At 64.8% G+C, this 20,832-nt stretch carries 17 protein-coding genes, 1 tRNA gene and 1 pseudogene; 11 read left to right on the forward strand and 8 right to left on the reverse strand.

The features are described 5' to 3' along the window. Positions 1 to 3: 3 nt before the first annotated feature. The gene (locus tag EPD80_RS04365; RefSeq protein ID WP_142809708.1) at positions 4 to 1,569 is read right to left on the reverse strand and encodes a cytochrome ubiquinol oxidase subunit I; all 1,566 of its coding nucleotides are present in this window, start codon (positions 1,567 to 1,569) and stop codon (positions 4 to 6) included. 1 nt (position 1,570) lies between these two features. Continuing rightward, the gene (gene cydP, locus EPD80_RS04370) at positions 1,571 to 1,795 is read right to left on the reverse strand and encodes a cytochrome oxidase putative small subunit CydP (protein WP_142809710.1); all 225 of its coding nucleotides are present in this window, start codon (positions 1,793 to 1,795) and stop codon (positions 1,571 to 1,573) included. A 279-nt stretch (positions 1,796 to 2,074) separates the two neighbouring features. Between cydP and EPD80_RS04375 the strand changes: the two genes are divergently transcribed. Then, complete coding sequence (locus tag EPD80_RS04375; protein WP_260677373.1) at positions 2,075 to 3,358, forward strand: sigma-54 interaction domain-containing protein; 1,284 nt, start codon at positions 2,075 to 2,077, stop codon at positions 3,356 to 3,358. 269 nt (positions 3,359 to 3,627) lie between these two features. On the opposite strand, the gene EPD80_RS04380 is transcribed toward EPD80_RS04375, so the two are convergent. The 3 genes from EPD80_RS04380 to EPD80_RS04390 all read right to left on the reverse strand — a co-directional run bounded on the left by EPD80_RS04380 (position 3,628) and on the right by EPD80_RS04390 (position 7,765). Further along, positions 3,628 to 4,638: a cytochrome d ubiquinol oxidase subunit II gene (locus EPD80_RS04380; RefSeq protein ID WP_142809714.1), complete on the reverse strand. Its 1,011-nt coding sequence runs from the start codon at positions 4,636 to 4,638 to the stop codon at positions 3,628 to 3,630. Next, positions 4,635 to 5,981 carry a cytochrome ubiquinol oxidase subunit I gene (locus EPD80_RS04385; protein ID WP_142809883.1) on the reverse strand — a complete coding sequence of 449 codons (1,347 nt, stop codon included), beginning with the start codon at positions 5,979 to 5,981 and terminating at the stop codon, positions 4,635 to 4,637. Before EPD80_RS04385 ends, EPD80_RS04380 begins: the two co-directional genes overlap by 4 nt. Before the next feature lie 77 nt (positions 5,982 to 6,058). Further along, positions 6,059 to 7,765, reverse strand: a complete 1,707-nt coding sequence (locus tag EPD80_RS04390) for an L-lactate permease (RefSeq protein ID WP_142809716.1) — start codon at positions 7,763 to 7,765, stop codon at positions 6,059 to 6,061. Positions 7,766 to 8,285: 520 nt separating this feature from the next. Here EPD80_RS04390 and EPD80_RS04395 point away from each other — a divergent pair. Further along, positions 8,286 to 8,361 (forward strand) — tRNA-Arg (locus EPD80_RS04395). A gap of 5 nt (positions 8,362 to 8,366) precedes the next feature. On the opposite strand, the gene EPD80_RS04400 is transcribed toward EPD80_RS04395, so the two are convergent. Continuing rightward, positions 8,367 to 8,864: a hypothetical protein gene (locus tag EPD80_RS04400; RefSeq protein ID WP_142804022.1), complete on the reverse strand. Its 498-nt coding sequence runs from the start codon at positions 8,862 to 8,864 to the stop codon at positions 8,367 to 8,369. Between the two features lie 64 nt (positions 8,865 to 8,928). Here EPD80_RS04400 and EPD80_RS04405 point away from each other — a divergent pair, with 64 nt between their 5' ends. The 9 genes and pseudogenes from EPD80_RS04405 (at position 8,929) to EPD80_RS04445 (ending at position 17,521) form a co-directional block, all read left to right on the forward strand. Continuing rightward, complete coding sequence (locus EPD80_RS04405) at positions 8,929 to 9,357, forward strand: DUF1924 domain-containing protein (RefSeq protein WP_206673231.1); 429 nt, start codon at positions 8,929 to 8,931, stop codon at positions 9,355 to 9,357. 16 nt (positions 9,358 to 9,373) lie between these two features. Then, the gene (locus tag EPD80_RS04410; protein WP_142804023.1) at positions 9,374 to 9,934 is read left to right on the forward strand and encodes a diheme cytochrome c; all 561 of its coding nucleotides are present in this window, start codon (positions 9,374 to 9,376) and stop codon (positions 9,932 to 9,934) included. A gap of 12 nt (positions 9,935 to 9,946) precedes the next feature. Next, the gene (locus EPD80_RS04415) at positions 9,947 to 10,567 is read left to right on the forward strand and encodes a cytochrome b/b6 domain-containing protein (RefSeq protein WP_142809718.1); all 621 of its coding nucleotides are present in this window, start codon (positions 9,947 to 9,949) and stop codon (positions 10,565 to 10,567) included. Between the two features lie 10 nt (positions 10,568 to 10,577). Beyond that, positions 10,578 to 11,255 (forward strand): response regulator, encoded by a 678-nt coding sequence (locus EPD80_RS04420; protein WP_142809720.1) that lies wholly within the window; start codon positions 10,578 to 10,580, stop codon positions 11,253 to 11,255. Then, positions 11,252 to 12,607, forward strand: a complete 1,356-nt coding sequence (locus EPD80_RS04425; protein WP_142809722.1) for a sensor histidine kinase — start codon at positions 11,252 to 11,254, stop codon at positions 12,605 to 12,607. The genes EPD80_RS04420 and EPD80_RS04425 overlap by 4 nt, the downstream gene beginning before the upstream one ends. Further along, on the forward strand, positions 12,604 to 15,177 hold the full coding sequence (locus EPD80_RS04430) for a cation-translocating P-type ATPase (protein WP_142809724.1): 2,574 nt from the start codon (positions 12,604 to 12,606) through the stop codon (positions 15,175 to 15,177). Before EPD80_RS04425 ends, EPD80_RS04430 begins: the two co-directional genes overlap by 4 nt. Before the next feature lie 60 nt (positions 15,178 to 15,237). Beyond that, positions 15,238 to 15,735 (forward strand): thermostable hemolysin, encoded by a 498-nt coding sequence (locus EPD80_RS04435; RefSeq protein ID WP_142809726.1) that lies wholly within the window; start codon positions 15,238 to 15,240, stop codon positions 15,733 to 15,735. Positions 15,736 to 15,908: 173 nt separating this feature from the next. Continuing rightward, positions 15,909 to 16,157 (forward strand): annotated as a pseudogene (locus EPD80_RS11565) (PAS domain-containing protein); the annotation flags it as partial. A 173-nt stretch (positions 16,158 to 16,330) separates the two neighbouring features. Next, a complete protein-coding gene (locus EPD80_RS04445) occupies positions 16,331 to 17,521 on the forward strand; it encodes a sensor domain-containing diguanylate cyclase (protein WP_142809728.1) in 1,191 nt (396 codons plus the stop codon). Positions 17,522 to 17,524: 3 nt separating this feature from the next. Here the strand turns inward: EPD80_RS04445 and EPD80_RS04450 are convergent, their stop codons facing one another. Both EPD80_RS04450 and hemE read right to left on the reverse strand, forming a co-directional pair. Further along, the gene (locus EPD80_RS04450; protein WP_142809730.1) at positions 17,525 to 19,510 is read right to left on the reverse strand and encodes a primosomal protein N'; all 1,986 of its coding nucleotides are present in this window, start codon (positions 19,508 to 19,510) and stop codon (positions 17,525 to 17,527) included. An 8-nt stretch (positions 19,511 to 19,518) separates the two neighbouring features. Then, positions 19,519 to 20,589, reverse strand: coding sequence for a uroporphyrinogen decarboxylase (gene hemE / locus EPD80_RS04455; RefSeq protein ID WP_142809732.1), 1,071 nt, complete (start codon positions 20,587 to 20,589; stop codon positions 19,519 to 19,521). Positions 20,590 to 20,832: the final 243 nt, after the last annotated feature.

Raw genomic sequence — 20,832 nt, forward strand, 5'->3', positions numbered from 1 at the left:
TGTTCAGGCAGACTGCATCGCACCTTGGCGTTCCCAGTGATAGCGCCCGGTCCCCAGCGTGGAAGGCCCTAGCCGCCCGAAGCGGAACATCAGGTAGAGCTCGACGATGAGAAGCAGCGTGTAGAAGCCCACGAACCCGGCGAGCGACCCGTAGAGGCTCTCCACCGAAAGGGTAGAGACGGAGAGGTGGGTGGGCAGCACTTCGGCGATCGTCCAAGGCTGACGGCCATACTCGGCCACGAACCACCCCATCTCGGAAGCGACCCAGGGCAAGGGCAAGAACCACAGCGCCCAGCGCAACAGCCAGCGTTTCTCGGCGAAACTGTCCTTGATGCTGTACCACAACGCAGCACCGAAGAGAGCGATGAAGGAAAAGCCCAGCAGCACCATGATGCGGAATGTCCAGAAGAGGGGCGTCACCGGCGGTACCGTCGAGGCGGCGGCCTTGTCCATGATCTCGGGCGTGACCTGCGAGATATCCGCCACGTATTTGCGCGTGAGCAGCCCGAAACCTAGATTTTCCTTGTGGGCTTCGAAGAGCGCCAAGGCCTGGGGATCGGACGCGTCGCGGCGCAGCACATCGAGCGCCTTGACCGCCTCCACCCCGGATTCGACCCGTTCGCGGTTACGCGCGATGATCTCCTTGATTCCGGGCAGGGGGGTATCGAGCGAGCGGGTGCCGATGATGCCGAGCACCCACGGAATCTCGAGCTCCCAGGTATTGCGCTGATTGGCTTCGTCGATTCCCGCGAGGAGCTTCAGGCCAGCCGGCGCCGGCTCGGTCTCCCACATCGCCTCCAGGGCGGCGAGCTTGCTCTGCTGGGTTTCGGCCATGGTGTAGCCGGATTCATCCCCGAGCACGACCACCGAACAGGCCGAGGCGAAGCCGAAGGCGGCCGCCACGCGGAAGCTGCGCTTGGCGAATTCGAGATCCCGCTTCTTGAGAAGGTAATAGGCCGAGATCGAGAGCACGAACATCGCACCGGTCACGTAGCCGGCCGAGACGGTATGCACGAACTTCGCCTGCGCCACTGGATTGAAGATCACGTCCCAGAAACTCGTCATCTCCATGCGCATCGTCTGGAAGCTGAATTCCGAGCCCACGGGATTCTGCATCCAGCCGTTGGCCACCAGGATCCACAGCGCCGAGAGGTTGGTCCCCACGGCCATGAGCACCGTCACCAGAAAGTGCTGGGCCCGGGAAAGGCGATTCCAGCCGAAGAAGAAGAGCCCGATGAAGGTCGACTCGAGGAAGAAGGCCATCAGCCCCTCGATGGCCAGTGGCGCGCCAAAGATGTCGCCCACGTAATGCGAGTAATAGGCCCAGTTGGTGCCGAACTGGAATTCGAGCGTGATGCCGGTGGTGACTCCCAACGCGAAGTTGATACCGAAGAGCTTGCCCCAGAACTTCACCATGTCCTGGTAGACCTGCTTGCCGGTCATCACGTAGAGCGCCTCCATGATCACCAGCATCCAGGTGAGCCCCAAAGTTAGGGGGACGAACAGGAAGTGATACATCGCCGTGGCGGCGAACTGCAGGCGCGAGAGATCGACGAGCGTTTCGTTCATGTTATGGCTCCTGCGAAGCGGAAAGAACCGGGGAAGACGACGAAGACGAAGGTTTGGAGAAGGAGGAAGGCGCCCCGGCGGCCTGTGCCTGCATCCGTTCCGCGCCCACTTCCACCCGGGCATCGCGAACGAAGACCCACCACAAGGCGGTGAGCAGGATCAACTTAAGCAGCAGCACCACGACGATCTCGCGACGCAATCGCCGGGCGGCCGTTTTCGCTTCCATGGAAGAAGCCCTCCTTGCGTACAACCTCGTTTAGGGTAATGAAGCGGACCGGGATCGTCAATTGACGATGGTCAAAAAATTTAAACAATTCAATGAATTACGGAAAAGGTGACCGCGTCTTTGTTATTAGCAAATTCTGTGCCACGGACTGGAGAACGGAATTTCTCCCGAAGATCCAGCACCTTACCTCTCGGCACTGTGCCATCCCCGGCGTCGAGCGCCCCCCATCCTGACAAAAATGGCAAAATAACGCCGCAAGTCTTGCCAGGAATGTCAATCATGCCGTTACCCACCGAACTGCTCCAGTTGCTCGACGCCTTACCCGAGCCGCGCATCGTCGTCGATACCGCCTACCGCATCCTCGCCGCCAACGCGGCCTACCGCCGCGAGTTCGGCCAAGACCCCTCCGTGATCGGGCAGACCTGCTACCAAGTGTCGCACCACTTCGATCGCCCCTGCGACCAGTGCGGCGAATCCTGCCCCCGGCAACAGGCCTGGCGCAGCGGCCGCGCCAGCCGGGTAATCCATCGTCACCACACGCCGCGCGGCGAGGAGTTCGTCGAGGTCGAGCTGTTCCCCTTGCGCGATGCCGGGGGCAACACGACGCTCTTCGTCGAAACGATGCGCTTTCTCGGCGGCAAGTGCCTGCCGACGCCCGTATTGGGCATGGTCGGCCGCTCGCCCTCCTTCCTGCAGATGCTGGAGCTCCTCGAACGGGCCGGACCGTCGAACACCCCCGTACTGCTGCTGGGCGAATCGGGCACGGGCAAGGAACTGGCCGCCCAAGCGCTGCACCAGCTCTCGCCGCGCCGCGACCGACCCTTCGTGCCGGTGGATTGTTCGGGGCTGCCCGAGACGCTCTTCGAGTCCGAGCTGTTCGGGCACGAGAAAGGGGCCTTCACCGGCGCCACCCAGCGCAAGACCGGCCTGGCCGAAGTAGCCGACGGCGGGACTCTCTTTCTCGACGAGATCGGCGACCTTCCGCTGACGCAGCAAGTGAAGCTGCTGCGCCTGCTGGAGACGGGCACCTACCGGCGCGTGGGCGGGGTCGAGACGCTGCGCTCGGATTTCCGCCTGGTGGCCGCCACCCACCGCGACCTGCAGCGCATGGTGGAAGAAGGCACGTTCCGCCGCGACCTCTATTACCGCATCAGCGCCTTTCCCGTGCGCCTGCCACCCCTGCGCGAACGGCGCGAGGACCTGCCGCTGCTCGTGGACTACCTGTTCAAGCGGCTCGCTCCCCAACGCACGGTACACCTGAGCCCGGAGGCCATGTCCCGCCTGATGGAACATGATTTCCCCGGCAACGTGCGCGAGCTGCGCAACCTCCTCGAACGGGCGCTCCTGCTTACCGATGGCGACACGATCGAAGCGCGGCACTTGGTGGAGAATTCCGAACAACGATCGCCCAGCGGCAGGACGAGCGAAGAGGAGATCGTCCCCCTGGACGAAGTCGAACGGCGCTACCTGCGCCGTGCGCTCGAGCGGCTCGGCGGCGACAAAAAGGCCCTGGCCGCGCGGCTGGGCATCAGCGAGCGCACGCTCTATCGCAAACTGCGCTGATGCCTTCGTTTCATTTCGTTTCCTCGCTCCGGCGTTGACGGTTTTTTCGGCGTCAAGGCAAAACAGCAATGTCCGGTAGTTGGGCCAGAACCATGTCCTTGGAAAGCTTACGGCGGTAGTACATGGCACAGCAGCGCGCCAGCTCCTCAGCCTTGCCCTCGTAGGGAAGCTCACCTAGGCCAGCCGCGCTCAGCAACACATACTGCCTACCTCGAAAAACGGAATTTACAGCAGGAACGATACACAACCACCAGGATTTCAATAGGAATTCAGGAGTAAGTCAGTTCGCGTGTCTTGCCCCAGAACACCCGGTAGACGAAGACCGTGTATGCGACGATGGCTGGCAGCACCACGACGGCACCGATGAAGATGACCCACAGCGCCTGCGGATGGGCCGCAGCCTCCCATATATCGAGCTTATCGATAATCACGTCGGGAAAGACGCTATAGGAAAGTCCATAGAAGGACAGCAGAAAAATGCCCACCGCCATGGAAAAAGGCAACCAGCACAGATGCTGATCCCCCTGCCCGAGGCGTTGGTCCAGGCGAGGCAGCATGAGCAAAAGCAACACGAAGAGCGCCAAGGTGAGCAAAGGCAACGGCAACAGCAGGAAGAATTCCGGCATTTCGAACCACTTGGCGGCAATGCGCTCGCTGACCAAGGGCGTAACGAGGGAAACCGCCGCGACGCAGAGGGCTGTACCGAAAACACCATAGCGCGCCCAGCCGATGGCCTGGCGTTGCAGCGTCCCTTCGCTTTTCATGATGAGCCAGCAAGCGCCCAGAAGCACGTAAGCCGCGGACAATCCCACTCCCACGAGCAGCGCAAAGGCCCATGCCTGCCAGCCCGGTTCAAAAGCCGTCAGGTAACGACCCAGCATCACCCCTTGCGCCATCGAGGCAATCAGGGAACCAGCCGCAAAAACCCGATTCCATAGCCCTTTGTAGCGCACTCCCGCCTTGACTCGGAAGTCGAAGGCAACGCCACGCAAAATGAGGCCGATCAACATCACTGTCACGGGGAGGTACAGCGCTTGCAGGATGATGCCATGGGCTTTGGGGAAGGCGACCAACAAAAGACCGACCCCCAGCACCAGCCAAGTTTCGTTTGCATCCCAAAACGGGCCAATGGAGCTGACCATCGTGTCCTTGTCGTCATCCTTCGCGAATGGAAGCAGGATGCCCACCCCCAGATCGTAGCCGTCGAGCACGACGTACATCAGCAGGGATAACGCCATCAGCCCCGCAAAGGCCATCGGAAGCCAGATCTCCGCATTCATCGGGCCACTCCTTTTCCAGGCTCGCCCATAGACGCGGGCCCATTTGAGCCCGCCTTGCGCGCCATGTAGAACAATACCGAGATGTACGCAAAAAGCATAACAACATACACCCCGAGATACATCGTCAGCGAAACGGCCACCATTGCGGCGGGAACGTCGCCCACGGCATCCTTGGTAGCGAGAACACCGTGCACCAGCCAAGGCTGACGGCCGATTTCGGTGACATACCAGCCGGCGACGGTGGCGATCCACCCGGAAAAAGTCATGCCCACCAGCGCCTTGGCCACCCAAGGCGAGAGCATTTTCCGGCGCACCAATTGCCAGGCTGCAACCCAGGATACGGCCAGCATGATCAAGCCCACACCGACCATGATGCGGAAGCTCCAAAACACCTTGGCCACGGGCGGATACATGCCCTCGAATTCGTTCAAGCCTTTGATCTCGCCATCCAGCGAATGCGTCAAAATCAGACTGGCACCCCGAGGAATACGAATTTCATAATCGTTTCGCCGCTCGGCCTCGTTGGGTAGTGCAAAAAGCAGTAAAGGCACACCACGCTGGGTTTCCCACACGCCTTCCATGGCCGCAATCTTCGCCGGTTGATGCTCGAACGTATTGAGACCATGCAAGTCTCCTACGAAAATCTGGAGCGGAATCAGTGCAGCCGCGCTCAACACACCGGTGCGCAGCGCCTTCATGACGCCACTGCTGCGGTCACCACGCAGCCAACGATAGGCCGACAGTCCAGCCACCAAGAATGCGGCCGTCAATCCCGACGCCATTAGCATGTGTGTCAATCGGTAGGGCAAGGAGGGATTGAACAAGGCGGCGAGCCAGTCGGTGATGACGATCTGGCCTTCCACCATTTCATAGCCGGCTGGCGTCTGCATCCAGGAATTGAGGGTAAGTATCCAGAACGCCGAAGCAGTGGTACCCAAGGCCACCAAGAAAGTAGCGATGTTGTGGGTGCGCTCGGAGACGAAGCGGCGGCCAAACAGCATGATGGCGAGGAATGTTGCCTCCAGGAAGAAGGCCGTCAGCACCTCGTAGGCCAACAGAGGCCCGGCGATATTGCCCACCGTATTCATGAAACCCGGCCAGTTGGTACCAAATTGAAAGCTCATGGTCACGCCACTGACCACGCCCAGGGCAAAGCTCAGGCCAAATACCTTGACCCAGAATCCATAAGCATCCAGCCAAGCCGTATCGCCGGTTTTCGTGTAACGGATCTTGAAGAACAACAGTATCCACGCCAACGCAATGGTGATCGAGGGAAACAAAATGTGGAACGTAATGTTGGCAGCGAACTGAATCCTCGCCAGAATCAACGCATCGAGTTCCATCATCACGCCTCGCATTCGTTTCCCTCGAAGCCGGTCACGTCGACTCGGCCGCCGGATGACCGGCCGGTTGTCATCCGTCAGCCAGCGGATATGCGCATCAACGGGTCGCTCACGCCGATCACGTAGAAGCCAATCAGCGCAATGGTGCCAGCGACGACCAGGTAGTAGAGGGTCGGCAGGATGGTTATGCGTAGGGTGATCCCCTCCCGTCCGAGCAATCCCACCGTGGCCGAAGCGGCAACCACGTTGTGAATGGCGATCATGTTACCCGCCGCGGCCCCCACCGATTGCAACGCCACCATGAACGCCGAGGACAAACCGAGCTGCTGGGCCACGTTGAACTGGAAATCGGACAGCATCAGGTTGGAGACGGTATTGGAACCGGCGATGAAGGCACCGAGCGCTCCGACGGCAGGGGCGAAGAATGGGTAGATTTCACCCACGCTGTCGGCCACGAACTGAGCCATCGCCACGGGCATGGAGACCAGATCGGCAGCGTTTACGCCGGAGTTGATCAGGATCCGCACCATCGGGATGGTAAAGATCAGCACGAAGCCGGCGCCGAGAATGGTGCGCGACGATTCGCTGAACGCAGCTTTGAGCTCACCGAATCGCATACGGTGCAACAGGGCGGTGAGCAGCGCCACGAACAACAGGATACCGCCGGGCAGGTAGAGTGGGGCGATGCTTCCTGTTACGCCGGCTTCGCCCAAGATGTTGCTCCAGCCGAAGGAAAGCGCAGTGAGCGTCTCGCGCAAGGGGTCGATGGTACGCGTAGCCACCAGAAAAGCCGCAAGCAATACGTAAGGGACCCAGCCCATGAAAGTGGAAATGGGGGTCTTGCCGACGATATCGTCGAGCTTGATATCGAACTTGCCTAGCCACTCGTCAGGCCAGGACTTTCGCTCGGGGAAGTCCCAAGTATCCTTGGGAATCAGGAAGCCTCGACGAGCGGCTGGCACGACGATGGCCAGTCCAATCAAAGCGCCGATCATGGAAGGAAACTCCGGCCCGAGGAGCACCCCGGCCAGCACGTAGGGCACCACGAAGGAAATCCCGGTAAAGAGGGCGAAGGGAGTGATGGACAGCCCTTCCTTCCAGGATTTGTTGGCGCCAAAGAATCGCACCATGATCACCACCAAGACGAGCGGCATCAGGATGCCGACGAGGCCGTGGACGATGGCCACTTCGGCAGTGATCAGACGAAAGTACTCGAGCCAGCCATAACCACCGGCCTCCAGCTGAGCAACGATGACATCTCGGTTTAGGCCGCCGGAGACGCCCACCACGATGGGCGTACCCACGGCGCCGAAGGAGACCGGCGTGGACTGGATCATCATACCCACCACTACGGCAGCCAACGCCGGGAAGCCAAGTGCCACCATCAGCGGAGCGGCTACCGCGGCGGGAGTACCAAAACCCGAAGCACCCTCGATGAAGCAGCCGAACAACCATCCAACGATCAACGCCTGGACACGGCGGTCGGGGCTGATGCCGGAAAAACCTTTACGGATGGCGGCAATGCCTCCGGAGTGTTTGAGGGTGTTGAGCAACAAGATGGCACCGAAGATGATCCAAAGGATCGATACGGTGAGTATCAACCCCTGCAGGGTGGAAGCGAGCACACGGTTGAAGCTCACCTCCCAAGCAAAGAGTGCGATCAGCGCCGTGACCACATAGACGAGCGGCATGGCGGTGCGGGCCGGCATACGTAGGCCGACCAACAACACGCCGGCAAGTACCAACGGCAAAAAGGCAAGCAAAGCAAGGGTGACGTCGTTCATCGCGCGAAACTCCTAAGTCGTCGTTCTGCGAAGTTGCGAACGAACCGCCGTTAGCGGATGCAGGTCGAGGCGCTCGTAACCCGGAGGGTAGGGCATGTCCCCCATACAAGCAAACAACCGACTACAGGAGCGCGTCGCTGCACGCCCATACGACGAATCGTTCTCAGTCTGTTCTCTAGTCGACATGGGCTTGACAAGGGTGCCCCCAGGCCATCGAATGCCTGAGCAATGGCACATCCGGGGTGCAGTCCGATTTCTAGATCCGTTGAAACGCAGCGTGCTCGACCCATCCTAGATCAGGGTCCATGAAACGCGGGACCTCGGCTGCACAGGGGGGCACCACGTTGCCGCTCAGGGGCTACTCGTAAGGCTCATGATTGGTCTCCTCCGTGGGTTGAGCGCGCTGGAATGCGTCCGGTTAGAATCGTTTTGTTTGCAAGGCAAAGGACGTGCCTGATGTTATCCCGACTCTCGCTTGGGTACAATCCGCGAATTGTATGAGATAATGCTGCCCCTTGAAGCGCCCGTAGCTCAGGGGATAGAGCGTTGGCCTCCGAAGCCAAAGGTCGCAGGTTCGATTCCTGCCGGGCGCGCCAGAATTTTACCTCCTACCACCCTCGGTGGGCAGCCAACCACAAAACATTCGTTTTACCCGACCAACAGCACGAATATCGTTGCAGACCTCACCAAAAATTTGTTGAGCGCGCGCAACGATCATCCACGCTCTTCTTTCCTGTTTCAGGGCAAGGCGCTCCGAGCAAACGATCCGAGCAACATCATCCAAGTAGACGAGCATCAGCGCCTGCCGTAGTACACCCCTTTCGGCCGTGCGGAAAGTCGTTCGAGGGTGCGCACACGTTTTTCCGTGTCGTTCCGGGAAACGTGGGGTGACGGAGAGCGCACGAAGATCCCCTTTCTTGTGGGGTCTGACGAACTGATACCCCGCCTCTTCCATGAACGCCTCTCCATCGCTCATCGGCTCCGCCCTTTTGCCGTCTCCGCCAGCATTGGTCTGATCCGGCAAATCGCCGACGAACGCGGCGCCACCACCCTCGATCGTGCCGACGCCACACTCCTGCTCGCCAAACGCGATGGGCATTTAACTCCCCGTTAAGGCCCCTGTGCTCCAATGAGCACGTGCGCATCACGACGAAGAGGTCGCCATGAAATCCCCGATCTTCCGCAAGCGAGCCACCTGGCTCTTTTCCATCCTGCTCTCCGGCTTTTCTCTCTGCGCCGTGGCCGAAACGCCGGCGACGATGGCCGAGCGCTATGCGCAGCGCGCCGCCCAGGAACAGCCGGGTTTCACCCCCGACCCCGGCCGCGGCGAAGCCTTCTATCGCCAGAATCACGGTGTGTCGGCCGACATGCCCGGCTGCCATGCCTGCCATGGCCACGATCCCCGGCAAGCGGGCAAACACGTGGTCACCGGCAAGACGATCGCGCCGCTCGCGGTGAGCGCCAATCCCGAGCGGTTCACCGACGAGGCCAAGATCGAAAAATGGTTCCGCCGCAACTGCAAGGAAGTGGTGGGACGCGAATGCACGGCGGCGGAGAAAGCCGATTTTCTCGCCTGGCTCGTGCGCCAATGACCGAAGGAGACCCGACATGAATGCGATCGAACGACTTTACCGTCGCTACGGACATCTTTTCACCACCGCCCTGTGCGCCGCCCTCATCGCTGCGCCGATCGTGGTCTCGGCCGAAGAGCGGCACGAACGCGCCGAACAGGAGAAGCACGAGACCCGCTATAAAGACAAGAGCAAAGGGGCGCCGCTCTCGCCGCTCTACCGTCAGGAATGCGGCAGCTGCCACGTTCCCTTCCCGCCGTCCTTGCTCTCGGCCGAGGATTGGCGCAAAGTGATGGCCGACCTCGCGCACCACTACGGGGACGACGCCTCACTGTCCCCGCAGACGGCGCAGGAGCTCACCGACTTTCTCGTGCGCAATGCGGGCGATGGCCGTCGCACGCAAGGTGCGGGAGATCCGCCGCGCATCACGCGAACGCGCTGGTTCGAAAAAGAGCACGACGAAGTTCCCGCCGCGGCCTGGCGCGACCCTCGGGTGAAATCCCCGGCCAACTGCGGCGCCTGCCACAAGCGGGCCGAAGAAGGCTCGTACCGCGAGCGCGAGATCGACATCCCCGGCTATGGTCCCTACAAGGACTAACGGAGCCTCGTCATGGAGCCGAACGAAAACAAGGTATTGATCTGGGACGCCGTCGTGCGGCTCGGGCACTGGCTGATGGCCGTAGGGTTCATCGTCGCCTGGCTCACCGGCGAATCCGAGCGCCTGCGCCTGGTGCACGTCGCCGCCGGCGGCACGGTGGCGGCGGTGGCCCTCTTTCGCGTGGTCTGGGGTTTCGTCGGCCCGTGGTCGGCGCGATTCTCCTCTTTCGTGCGTCCCTGGCGCGAGACGTGGGATTATCTCGTCGGCTTGATACGCTTGCAGCCGCCCCATTACACCGGGCACAATCCGGCCGGTGGCATCGCCATCCTCGCCCTGCTCGCCCTCGGGGTCCTCACGCCCCTCGTCGGATGGTGCGCCTACGAAGAGATCGGCGGCAAGTTCGTCGAAAAGGCGCACGAGGCGCTGGCGAACCTCATGCTCGCCGTGGTGCTGGTGCATCTGGCCGGGGTGTTCGTCGGCAGTCTCGCCCATCGCGAGAATCTCGTCCGCGCGATGGTGCTGGGGGTGAAACGCGGCGCACCGCAGGAAGCGATCGCGCGGCCCTACACCGCCGCGGCCGTCGTGTTGCTCGTCTGGGTGGCCGTGGCGGTGTACTGGCTGCTGCGCAGCTGAAGGAGGGAAGATGCGGGTCTTGCTCGTCGAGGACGATGCGCTGCTCGGTGCGGGCCTCGAACGGGGGCTGGAAGCCCTGGGCATGAACGTGGCGTGGGCGCGGGAGGCGGCTGCCGCCTCGCGCCTGCTGCGGTCCGAACCGTTCGACGCCGTGGTGCTCGACCTGGGCTTGCCTAACGAGGACGGCATGCACGCGCTCGGGCGCTGGCGCGCCGAGGGGCTTACCACGCCGGTGCTGATCCTGACGGCGCGCGACGCGCTCTCCGACCGCATCGCCGGTCTCGACGAAGGAGCGGACGACTACGTGGTCAAACCCGCACCGCTCGAAGAAATCGCCGCCCGTCTGCGGGCGCTGGTGCGCCGCGGCGAAGGGCGGTCACGCTCGCTCATCGACTTGGGGCGCCTGCGCCTGGATACGGCGGGGCATGCCGTGTGGTTCGACGGTTCGCCGGTCGAACTCTCGGCGATGGAATACCGCCTGCTCGAGCGCCTCGCGCGCAGCCCGGGCCGGGTCTTCACCAAGATCCAGCTCGAGCAGGCGCTCTACGAGGCGGACGAAGCTCCCGACAGCAACGTGCTGCAGGTGCTCATCCATCATCTGCGTCGCAAGATCGATCCGGACATCATCGACACGGTGCGCGGTCTGGGTTATCGCCTGGGTCCGGCGGCGCAAGGAGCCGCACGATGACCCTCTGGCGCCGGCTCGGCCATTCGCTGCGCCTGCGCCTCACGCTCTGGCTACTTGCCGGGGTGGCGCTCTTCTGGCTCGTCTCACTCGCCTACGTCGTGAGGGAAAGCAGCAAGGAGGCAAGGGAGCTGCTGGATGCGCGGCTCGTGGCAAGCGTCGAGGCGATTTCCGCGGTCCCGCTGGGCCGAGGAGAAGCGGCGTACCCCGAACCGCCGGACAAACGAGCGCGAAAGGCTGGCAAGCACGCCGGCGTGCTGGTGCTCGATCCCGGTGGTGGGGAGATCGTGCGCTTTGGCTCGCTGCCGCCGGGCGCCGATTTTTCCCGGCTCGAGGACGGCTTTCATCGTCTTCCCGGCAAACCGGGCTGGCGCGTCTATGCCAGCACCCGCCCCGACGGGGCGCGGGTGTTCGCCGCGCATCCGCTGGATCTACACGGCGAACTCACCGAAGAGCTGGTAGAACACTCGGTGGAAACCCTCAGCGTGGGGGCCGGTGCGCTCGCACTTTTTTCCTGGTGGGCGATCGGGCGAGGATTACGCCCGCTCATGGCGCTGTCGCAAGCCCTGCGGCGCCGTCGCCCGGACGCGCTCGAGCCGGTCGACTTGCCCGATGCGCCGCAGGAACTCGAACCCGTGGTAGGGGCGGTCAATGAGCTACTCGCCCGCTTGTCCCAAGCCTTCGAGCGCGAGCGGCGCTTCACCGCCGACGTCGCCCACGAACTGCGCACGCCGATCGCCGCGATCGCGGCGCATCTGGACGCCGCCCTCGTCGAAGGCGACGAGGCGCGCCGCCGGGAAGCGCTGCAAGCCGCGCGCGAAGGCACGACCCGCGCCGCCCAGCTCATCGAGCAATTGCTCACGCTCGCGCGCCTGGGACACGACGCGCGCCGGCCACGACGCACCATCGACGCCGCCGAAGTCGTTCGTCAGGAATTGGCCCTCCTCTGGCCGCAGGCCCAGGCGCACGGTCACACGCTGGAGGTGGACTTGCCCGAGGCTCTGCCCGCCCTGCTCGCACCGGAGCCGCTCGCCCTCATCGTGCGCAACCTCGTCGGCAATGCGCTGCGTCACACGCCGCCGGGCAGTACCGTGCGGGTCTCGCTGCGCCGAGAGGGGAACCTCGTGCGGCTCGACGTCGAGGACGACGGCCCCGGCATTGCCCCGGAGCGACGGGAAAAGCTGTTCGCACCCTTTGCGCGCGACTCCGCCGCGCCGGGCACGGGTCTGGGCCTGACGCTGGTGCGCGAAGCGGCGGAACTCCTCGGCGCCCGCGTCGAGCCCGGTGAGAGCCGCCTGGGCGGGGCACGATTCGCCCTCATCCTTCCCATACCGCCGGAAGGAACCGACCGATGAGCGAATCACTCCCGTCCGACGCCGAGGAGACGTCGCGCGGACTCTCGAGCGAGGAGGCCCGGCGGCGCTTGGCCGACGAAGGGCCGAACGAATTGCCGCAGGAGCGCCGGCGCACGCCGTGGCGCATCGTGCGTGAAGTATTGCGCGAACCGATGCTCCTCTTGCTGCTCGCCGGCGCGGGGATCTACCTGCTCGTGGGCGACCTGACCGAAGGGCTGGTGCTGCTCGTCTTCGCCGTCTTCTCCGTGCTCATCACCACGATCCAGGAGAGCCGCACCGAACGGGTGCTCGCCGCGCTGCGCGAACTCTCCAGCCCACGGGCGCTGGTCATCCGCGACGGGCAGCGGCAGCGCATCCCGGGGCGGGAAGTGGTACGCGGAGACCTGATCGTGCTCGCCGAGGGCGACCGTGTCCCGGCCGACGCGATACTCCTCGAGGCCCAGGATCTGCTGGTCGACGAATCCTTGCTCACCGGCGAATCGGTCCCCGTGCGCAAAACCGCTCCGCACCCCGGAACCTCTCTGCCGCCGCCCTCGCCCGGCGGGGACGATCTGCCCTACGTCTTCTCCGGCACGCTCGTGGTGCGCGGCCGCGGGCTCGCGCGCGTCCTCGCCACGGGTGCGCGCAGCGAATTCGGCAAGATCGGCACGGCGCTGGCGCACATCGACACCGAACCACCGCGCCTGCAGCGCCAGACACGGCAAATCGTGCGGCTCTTCGCCACCCTCGGCACGGCCACGGCGCTCGCCGCGACGCTACTCTACGGCAGTCTGCGCGGCAACTGGACCGAAGCCTTCCTCGCCGGCATCGCGCTGGGCATGTCGATGCTGCCGGAGGAATTTCCCGTCGTGCTCGCCGTGTTCATGGCGATGGGCGCCTGGCGCATCTCGCGCGCCCGGGTACTGACGCGGCGCGCCGCCGCCATCGAGACGCTCGGTTCGGCCACGGTACTGTGCACCGACAAGACCGGGACCCTGACCGAGAACCGCATGCGCGTGGTCGCCCTGCGTCGGCCCGACGGATCGGCCTGGACGAGAGAAGACGACGCCTCCCTGCTGCCCGAACCCTTCCGGGTGCTGGCCGAGTGTGCCCGGCTCGCGAGCGCCGACGATCCCTTCGATCCGATGGAACTCGCTTTCCACGAGCTGGAACAGCGCTGCCCGCAGCCGGTCACCACCGATCTCACCCCCGTAAAGGAATACGGCCTGCGGCCCGAGCTGCTCGCGGTGACGCGGGTGTGGCGCTCGGCTCGAGGCGAGATCCTCGTCGCCAGCAAAGGGGCACCCGAGACGATCGCGACCCTGTGCCGCATGGACGAGGCGGCGCGCGCGGCATTGCTCGCGCAAGTGGAAGCGATGGCGAGTGAAGGTTTACGAGTGCTGGCGCTCGCCCGCGCCCAGGGTGCCGAGGATCCTTTGCCGGAAGATCCTCGCGCCTTCGCCTTTTCCTTCGTCGGCCTGGCCGGACTCGCCGACCCCTTGCGCCCCGGCGTGCCGGAAGCGGTGGCGCAGTGCCATTCGGCGGGCGTGCGTGTGGTGATGATCACCGGCGACTATCCGGCCACCGCCCGGGCGATCGCCCGAGCCGCCGGCATCGCCGCCGACGAGGTGATGACCGGCGACGAGCTCGCGCGGCTCGACGAGACCGAACTACGCCGACGGGCGTCGCAGGTGACGGTCTTCGCCCGCATCGCCCCCACGCAGAAACTGCGCCTCGTCGAAGCCCTGAAAGCGGCCGGAGAGGTCGTCGCCATGACCGGCGACGGCGTGAACGACGCCCCGGCGCTCAAGGCCGCGCACATCGGCATCGCCATGGGCGGGCGCGGTACCGACGTCGCCCGCGAAGCGGCCGCACTCGTGCTGCTCGACGACGATTTCGGCGCCATCGTGCAGGCGATCCGCCTGGGACGGCGCATCTACGACAACCTCATCAAGGCGATGCTCTTCATCCTCGCGGTCCATCTGCCGATCGCCGGGTTGGCGCTGTTGCCCCTGCTGCTCGGCCTGCCGCTGGTGCTCGGTCCGATCCACATCGCCTTGCTGGAGATGGTGATCGACCCCGTCTGCTCCCTCGTCTTCGAAGCCGAACCCGAAGAGGACGACGTGATGCGCCGCCCGCCGCGGCCACCGCAGGAACCGCTCTTCTCCTGGCCGCTGCTCACCTGGGGTGTGGCCCAAGGGGCGCTCGCCCTGGCGCTCGTGACCGGCGTGCTGCTGGGCGCAGTGGCGCGCGGCCTGTCGGACGAAGAAGTGCGCGCCCTCACCTTTTTCTCCCTGGTGACGAGCCTGCTGGGGCTCGTGCTTATCGACCGCTCGTTCTCGGCCTCGTTGCGGGAAGCGTTCCGGCGCCCGAACCCGATGCTGGCGGCGATCGCCGGCCTCGTCGCCGCCTTCTCCGCCGTCGTCCTGCTGTGGCCGCCGGCGCGCGACCTGCTGCATTTCGGCCCTTTGCACCCCGATGACGTGGCGCTCACGCTCGCCGTCGGTGCCGGTGTGCTGCTGCTCCTGGAAGCCGCCAAGAGTTGGCTGCGGCGCCATTTGCGCGCATTTCGCCGAGGAGACGGCATTTAAGCTTTCCTTAAGTTCGCCGCCGTATCGTATCTCCCATCGCGACGAAACGAGGAGATCCCGATGGCGACGATCAGCTGTACCGCTCGGCCGAAAAAGGAAACTTCCGGCAGACTCATGGAAGCGGCCTGGGTGGCCGACAACGAAACATCGAGCGAGGAGATCGCCCGATTCGTACAGGACATCTATCTGGCCCGGTACGGGGCGCACATCGCGCAGCCGCGCGGGCCCTTCCTCGCCCTGCGCGATGCCACCGGCCAGGTGCGGGCGGCGCTCGCGCTGCGCCGGGGCGAGACGCCGTTCTTCCTCGAGCACTATCTCGACGCCCCGGTGCAGACCCTCCTTCCCGGAGGGGTACGTGAGGGTATCGTCGAAGTCGGCAGCCCCAGCGGCGGCGCCGGACTGGGACTCGCCATCGTGCAGCGCATCGTGGCCTTCCATGGTGGCCGCGTCGGCGCCGAGGAAGGGGCGGACGGTCGCGGCACGACGATGCGAGTGGTCTTGCCGCGCCTGGATATGCCTCCCCCTGAGTCCCTCCCTGCCATGAGCGTATTTTCGTAGGGATACTGAGGTAAGCTTACGGAAAAAACCTTCCGTGAGAGAACGCCATGTCGACCGAGGCCAATTTTCCTACGCCTCCCATCCGCGTGGAGGATCGCTTCGATGTGCTGCACAAAATCAGCCAGCACCTGCCCGGAGTCATCTACGTTTTTCGCCGTACACCGCAGGGGCACATGTCCTTTCCCTATGCGAGCGAGGGGATGAAACGCCTGTGTGGCGTGGATCCGGAACTCCTGCGTGAAGACGCCTCGGCCTTTTTCGCCACGGTCCATCCCGACGATCGCGCGGCGATGATGGCCTCTTCCGACCGGTCGATGGCCACGCTCGAACCCTGGCGCCTTCTCTATCGGCACGTACTGCCCGACGGGCGCATCGTCTGGGCCGAGGGCGAAGCGAGTACCGAGCGCCAACCCGACGGGTCGGTGCTGTGGTACGGATTCATCGCCAACGTCACCGAACGCATCCTCACCGAGGAACGCCTCGCGCGCAGCGAGCGGCTCTTTCGCTCCATGGTCGAGCACTTGGAAGAGCTCATGTTCCTGGTGGCGGTAGAGCCCGACGGCACATTTCGCTATCTCGCCGGCAATCGCGCCCTGTGCGAACTCCTGCGCGTCCCCCCGAAGTCTGGGAAGGCGCGCGCCCTCGCGAACTCTTCGCCCCGGAGCAGGCGGCGCACTTCGAAGCGATGTACCGGCGCTGCCTCCAGGAAGGCAAGACACTGCGCTACGAGGAGCGCCTGGAGATTCCCAACGTCGGCTGCCGTCAATTCCAGACCACCCTCACGCCCATCGATGGCGAGGCGGGCCGCATCGAACTCATCGTCGGCGTGGCCGTCGACGTCACCGAACGCAACCGGCTGCTGCGCGCAGCCGAGGAACAATGGCAGCTCGCCGAGCAACGCGCCCGCACCATCGAAGTGCTGCTCGAATCGGCCGGCGAAGGCATCTTCGCCGTCGATCCCCAAGAAAACGTCGTGCTGTGGAACCCCGCCGCCGAACGCATCCTCGGCTATACGGCCGAAGAGATGCGTGGCCGCTGCGCCTATGAAGTGCTGCATGCCCGTTATCCCGACGGCACGGTCATGCCCCGCGAGGCCTGCCTCATCCATCAGTCCGTTCACGAACGGCGCTCCTTTCCCCCCGGAGAAGACTACTTCCTGCACCGCGACGGGCACGCCGTGCCGATACGGCTGACCGTCTCGCCCCTGCCCGACGGCGGCGCGGTGGTGATCTTCACCGACATCACCACCCTCAAGCAGATGGAAGCCGAGCTGCGCCGCCAGGCCGGCACCGATTCCTTGACGGGCCTGGCGAACCGGCGCGCCTTCTTCACTGCCGGGGAACGCCTGCTCGCCGAACGCGATCCCGCATGGCCGATCGCGGTGCTCATGTTCGACCTCGATCACTTCAAGCAGGTGAATGATCGCTATGGTCACGCCGCCGGCGACCAGGTCCTACGCTCCGTTGCCGCGATCCTGAGCGAGACGCTACGCGAGCAGGATCTCGCCGGACGTCTCGGCGGCGAAGAATTCGCCGTCGTCCTCCCCCATACCACCGTGGCCGGGGCACGGCAGCTCGCCGAGCGCTTGCGCCAGAGCGCGGCCGAGCGCGTGCGTATCCCCGGCAGCGGCGGCGAGACGGTGACGATCAGCGTGGGCGTGGCCGCCGTCGCCCCCGGAGAGACGACGCTCGATCCGGCGCTTTCTCGAGCCGATGCCGCGCTCTACGCAGCGAAAGAGGGGGGAAGAAATCGGGTCGTGGTCGCGCCCGAAGCCCGTCGCGAGTGAGCCTCAAGTCTCCAGCGGATCCACCTCCAGGCGCCAGCGCAACGAACGGGGATGAGGCAACTCACGCAATGCCCCGGCCCAACGCTCGAGGAAAGCGTGCAGCGCAGGACGGTGATCCCCCTCGACGAGCAGCTGGGCCCGTTCGCGACGCGCGAGGCGCACGAGACGCATCGGGACCGGATCGAACACCCGGATAGGCCGAGCTTCGCTTGCCGCAAGGCTACGGGCGGCGCTTCGCGCTTCCTCGAGGAACGCGAGCGCCGGTTCCAATGCCTCGTCGTCGGCGCGCAGCAGCGCCTGAAAAGCAAAAGGCGGCAGACGCAGCGCCCGACGCTCGGCGAGCGTCCTTCCGGCAAACGCCGCATAGTCGTGCGCCGCGAGTTCGCGAAAGAGTGGATGCTGTGAAAATTCGGTCTGTATCAACACCCGACCCGGCGCGCCCGCCCGACCGGCCCGGCCGGCCACCTGCATCAACTGCTGGAACATCCGTTCCGTCGCCCGAACTTCGGCAGCATAGAGCCCGGCATCGGCCCCGATCACGCCGACGAGCGTGAGCGACGGAAAATCGTGCCCCTTGGCCATCATCTGCGTACCTACGAGCAGGTCGTATTGCCCCGCGCGCACCTCCTCGAGCAAGGTTTCCCATTGGGGCAAGGTCTTCACCGCGTCGCGGTCGATGCGAGCGATCCGCGCCTGGGGAAACAACGCCTGCAGCCGCTCCTCCAGCCGCTGCGTGCCCCGGCCGATGGGCCGCAAGTCGAGCGCGCCGCACTCGGGACAGGCTCGCGGCGGGGCCTCGCGATGACCGCAGTGGTGGCAGTGCATCCGGCCATCGTCGCGGTGGAAGACGAGATTGACCGAACAATTGGGGCAGCGGCTCACCCAGCCGCAATGGCCGCAGCACACCACCGGCGCATAGCCGCGGCGATTGAGGAAAACGAGGGCCTGCTCACCGCGCTTGAGCGTCTCTTCGATCGCCCGCGCAAGGGGCTCGCTCACCCCCTCCTCGGCGCTCGTCTGCGTCGTATCGATGAGCTCTATCGTCGGCAGCGGTTGGCCGCTCGCCCGGGCGGACAAAGCCACGCGCCGGTAGCGGCCCGCCTCGCAGGCCGCCCAGCTCTCGAGCGAGGGCGTGGCCGAGCCGAGCACGATCGGCACGTTCCACCGGCGCGCGCGCCAGACCGCCAGATCGCGCGCCGAGTAGGGTACCCCTTCGAACTGTTTGTAGGAAGGATCGTGCTCCTCGTCCACCACCACCAGCCCCAGCCGCACGAAAGGCGCGAACACCGCGAGCCGCGTGCCGAGCACGATATCGACCTCGCCGCGCAGCGCCGCCACGAAGGCCGCCGAACGCTCGCTGGCAGGCGCATCCGAATGCAGGCAGACGATGCGCGCCGAAGAGAAACGGGCGCGTACCCGCTCGGTGAGCTGCGGCGTGAGGCCGATCTCGGGCACCAGGAGTAGCGCCTGCCGCCCTCGGGCGAGACAGTCGGCGATCAGGCGCAGGTAGACTTCCGTTTTGCCGCTGCCGGTGATCCCGTGCAACAGCGTCACCGAGAACCCTTCCCGCGGAACGGCCTCGAGCGCCGCTCTTTGCCCTGGCGTGAGCTCGGGCAGTAGCCCGGCCGGCATCGCGCTTCCACCCGTGTCCGGTTTCGCCGTACGGGGTTCGCGCTTGCGCCGGCGCAGGGCAGGAGGCAGCATCGCCGCCACGACCTCGCCGAGCGGTGCCAGGTAGTAGCGGGCGGTGAATTCGAGCAATTCGCGATCGGCCGAGACAAGCGGCGGCAACCCCTGCCAGACCGCCTCCACCGCTTTGATCCGCTCGTCAGGAACGGACGGATCCGCCTCGAGCGACCACACGATGCCCAGCTTCGCGCCGCGGCCGAAAGGCACGCGCACGATCTGCCCCGGCACGACCGCTTCGGGAACCCGGTAGTCGAACAACCCCTCGCCGGGAAACGGCAGCAGCACCTGGACCCGGCGCATCCCCTCGTTCATGCCTTGTGGTGATATTTCACGCTCTCGGTCTGGACGGCGTGGACCAGCGCCGCCACGTGCTCCGGCGGCGTGTGCTGCGAGATGCCGTGCCCCAAATTGAAAACGTGCCCCGAACCGTACCCGAAGGCTTCGAGCACCTTGCAGGCTTCGCGTACCACCACGTCGGGCGGCGCGAAGAGGATCGCCGGATCGAGATTGCCCTGCAGCGCCACCTTGTCCCCGACCAGAGCCCGAGCCCGGCCGATGTCCATCGTCCAGTCCAGACCCACGGCATCGGCGCCGATACCGGCCAAATCTTCCAGCCACACGCCGCCCCCCTTGGTGAAGACGATGGAGGGAACGATGCGGCCTTCCGCCTCACGGCGCAAACCCGCGACGATGCGCGCCAGATACGGCAAGGAAAACGTCTTGAACGCCTCTTCGGCGAGTACCCCGCCCCAGGAATCGAAGAGCATCACCGCCTGCGCTCCCGCTTCGATCTGGGCGTTGAGATAATCGGTCACCGCCTGCGTCGTCACCTCGAGGATGCGGTGCATCAGATCGGGGCGGGAGTAGAGCAACGTCTTGACCGTACGATAATCCTCGCTCGCTCCCCCTTCGACCATGTAGCACGCGAGCGTCCAGGGGCTGCCGGAGAAACCGATCAGGGGCACAGAGCCGTCGAGGGCATGCCGGATATGCCGCACCGCCTCGAGCACGTAGGCGAGTTCCACCGTGGGATCCGGGGCAGCAAGGTTGCGGATCTCCCATTCGCTGCGCAGCGGCCGCTCGAACTTCGGCCCTTCGCCTTCGACGAAATACAGCCCCAGCCCCATCGCATCGGGCACCGTCAGGATGTCGGAAAAGAGGATCGCCGCATCGAGCCCGAAACGCGCAAGCGGCTGGAGCGTCACTTCGGTGGCCAAGGCAGGATCCTTGCACAAGGCGAGGAAACTGCCGGCCCGTCGACGCGTCTCGCGGTATTCGGGTAAATAGCGCCCGGCCTGCCGCATCAACCAGATCGGCGTGCGATCTACGGGCTGGCGCAGCAGCGCCCGCAGGAGACGGTCGTTTTTCAGAGAAGGCATGGGGTAGCGGCTCCGTGGCGCACAGGACAGCCCGCATTATACGAAAAGCGGACACCGTCCCCGGCGGGCACTCTGGAAAATACCTGGGCACCTCGAATAACCTGCTGCGCGGCTTCATGGCGGCGTTGCGCGGTGCTCGGATGCTCGCCTATCTGGGTGATATGTCTCGCATCCTGCGCTCCGGGCGCCTTGCCCTGCAGCCGCTCGCGACGGTTCTTCGAGCCGCCCGCCCGTCACTGCGAG

The organism is Tepidiphilus olei (genome assembly GCF_006980705.1).
GTDB lineage: Bacteria > Pseudomonadota > Gammaproteobacteria > Burkholderiales > Rhodocyclaceae > Tepidiphilus > Tepidiphilus olei.

Coding starts and splice junctions, on each gene's coding strand:
- EPD80_RS04380 (WP_142809714.1), bottom strand. CDS start 4,638: ATGAATGCGGAGATCTGGCTTCCGATGGCCTTTGCGGGGCTGATGGCG.
- EPD80_RS04390 (WP_142809716.1), bottom strand. CDS start 7,765: ATGAACGACGTCACCCTTGCTTTGCTTGCCTTTTTGCCGTTGGTACTT.
- EPD80_RS04450 (WP_142809730.1), bottom strand. CDS start 19,510: ATGCGCCGGGTCCAGGTGCTGCTGCCGTTTCCCGGCGAGGGGTTGTTC.
- EPD80_RS04375 (WP_260677373.1), top strand. CDS start 2,075: ATGCCGTTACCCACCGAACTGCTCCAGTTGCTCGACGCCTTACCCGAG.
- hemE (WP_142809732.1), bottom strand. CDS start 20,589: ATGCCTTCTCTGAAAAACGACCGTCTCCTGCGGGCGCTGCTGCGCCAG.
- EPD80_RS04420 (WP_142809720.1), top strand. CDS start 10,578: ATGCGGGTCTTGCTCGTCGAGGACGATGCGCTGCTCGGTGCGGGCCTC.
- EPD80_RS04410 (WP_142804023.1), top strand. CDS start 9,374: ATGAATGCGATCGAACGACTTTACCGTCGCTACGGACATCTTTTCACC.
- EPD80_RS04435 (WP_142809726.1), top strand. CDS start 15,238: ATGGCGACGATCAGCTGTACCGCTCGGCCGAAAAAGGAAACTTCCGGC.
- EPD80_RS04400 (WP_142804022.1), bottom strand. CDS start 8,864: ATGCCCATCGCGTTTGGCGAGCAGGAGTGTGGCGTCGGCACGATCGAG.
- cydP (WP_142809710.1), bottom strand. CDS start 1,795: ATGGAAGCGAAAACGGCCGCCCGGCGATTGCGTCGCGAGATCGTCGTG.
- EPD80_RS04430 (WP_142809724.1), top strand. CDS start 12,604: ATGAGCGAATCACTCCCGTCCGACGCCGAGGAGACGTCGCGCGGACTC.
- EPD80_RS04365 (WP_142809708.1), bottom strand. CDS start 1,569: ATGAACGAAACGCTCGTCGATCTCTCGCGCCTGCAGTTCGCCGCCACG.
- EPD80_RS04425 (WP_142809722.1), top strand. CDS start 11,252: ATGACCCTCTGGCGCCGGCTCGGCCATTCGCTGCGCCTGCGCCTCACG.
- EPD80_RS04385 (WP_142809883.1), bottom strand. CDS start 5,981: ATGGAACTCGATGCGTTGATTCTGGCGAGGATTCAGTTCGCTGCCAAC.
- EPD80_RS04415 (WP_142809718.1), top strand. CDS start 9,947: ATGGAGCCGAACGAAAACAAGGTATTGATCTGGGACGCCGTCGTGCGG.
- EPD80_RS04405 (WP_206673231.1), top strand. CDS start 8,929: ATGAAATCCCCGATCTTCCGCAAGCGAGCCACCTGGCTCTTTTCCATC.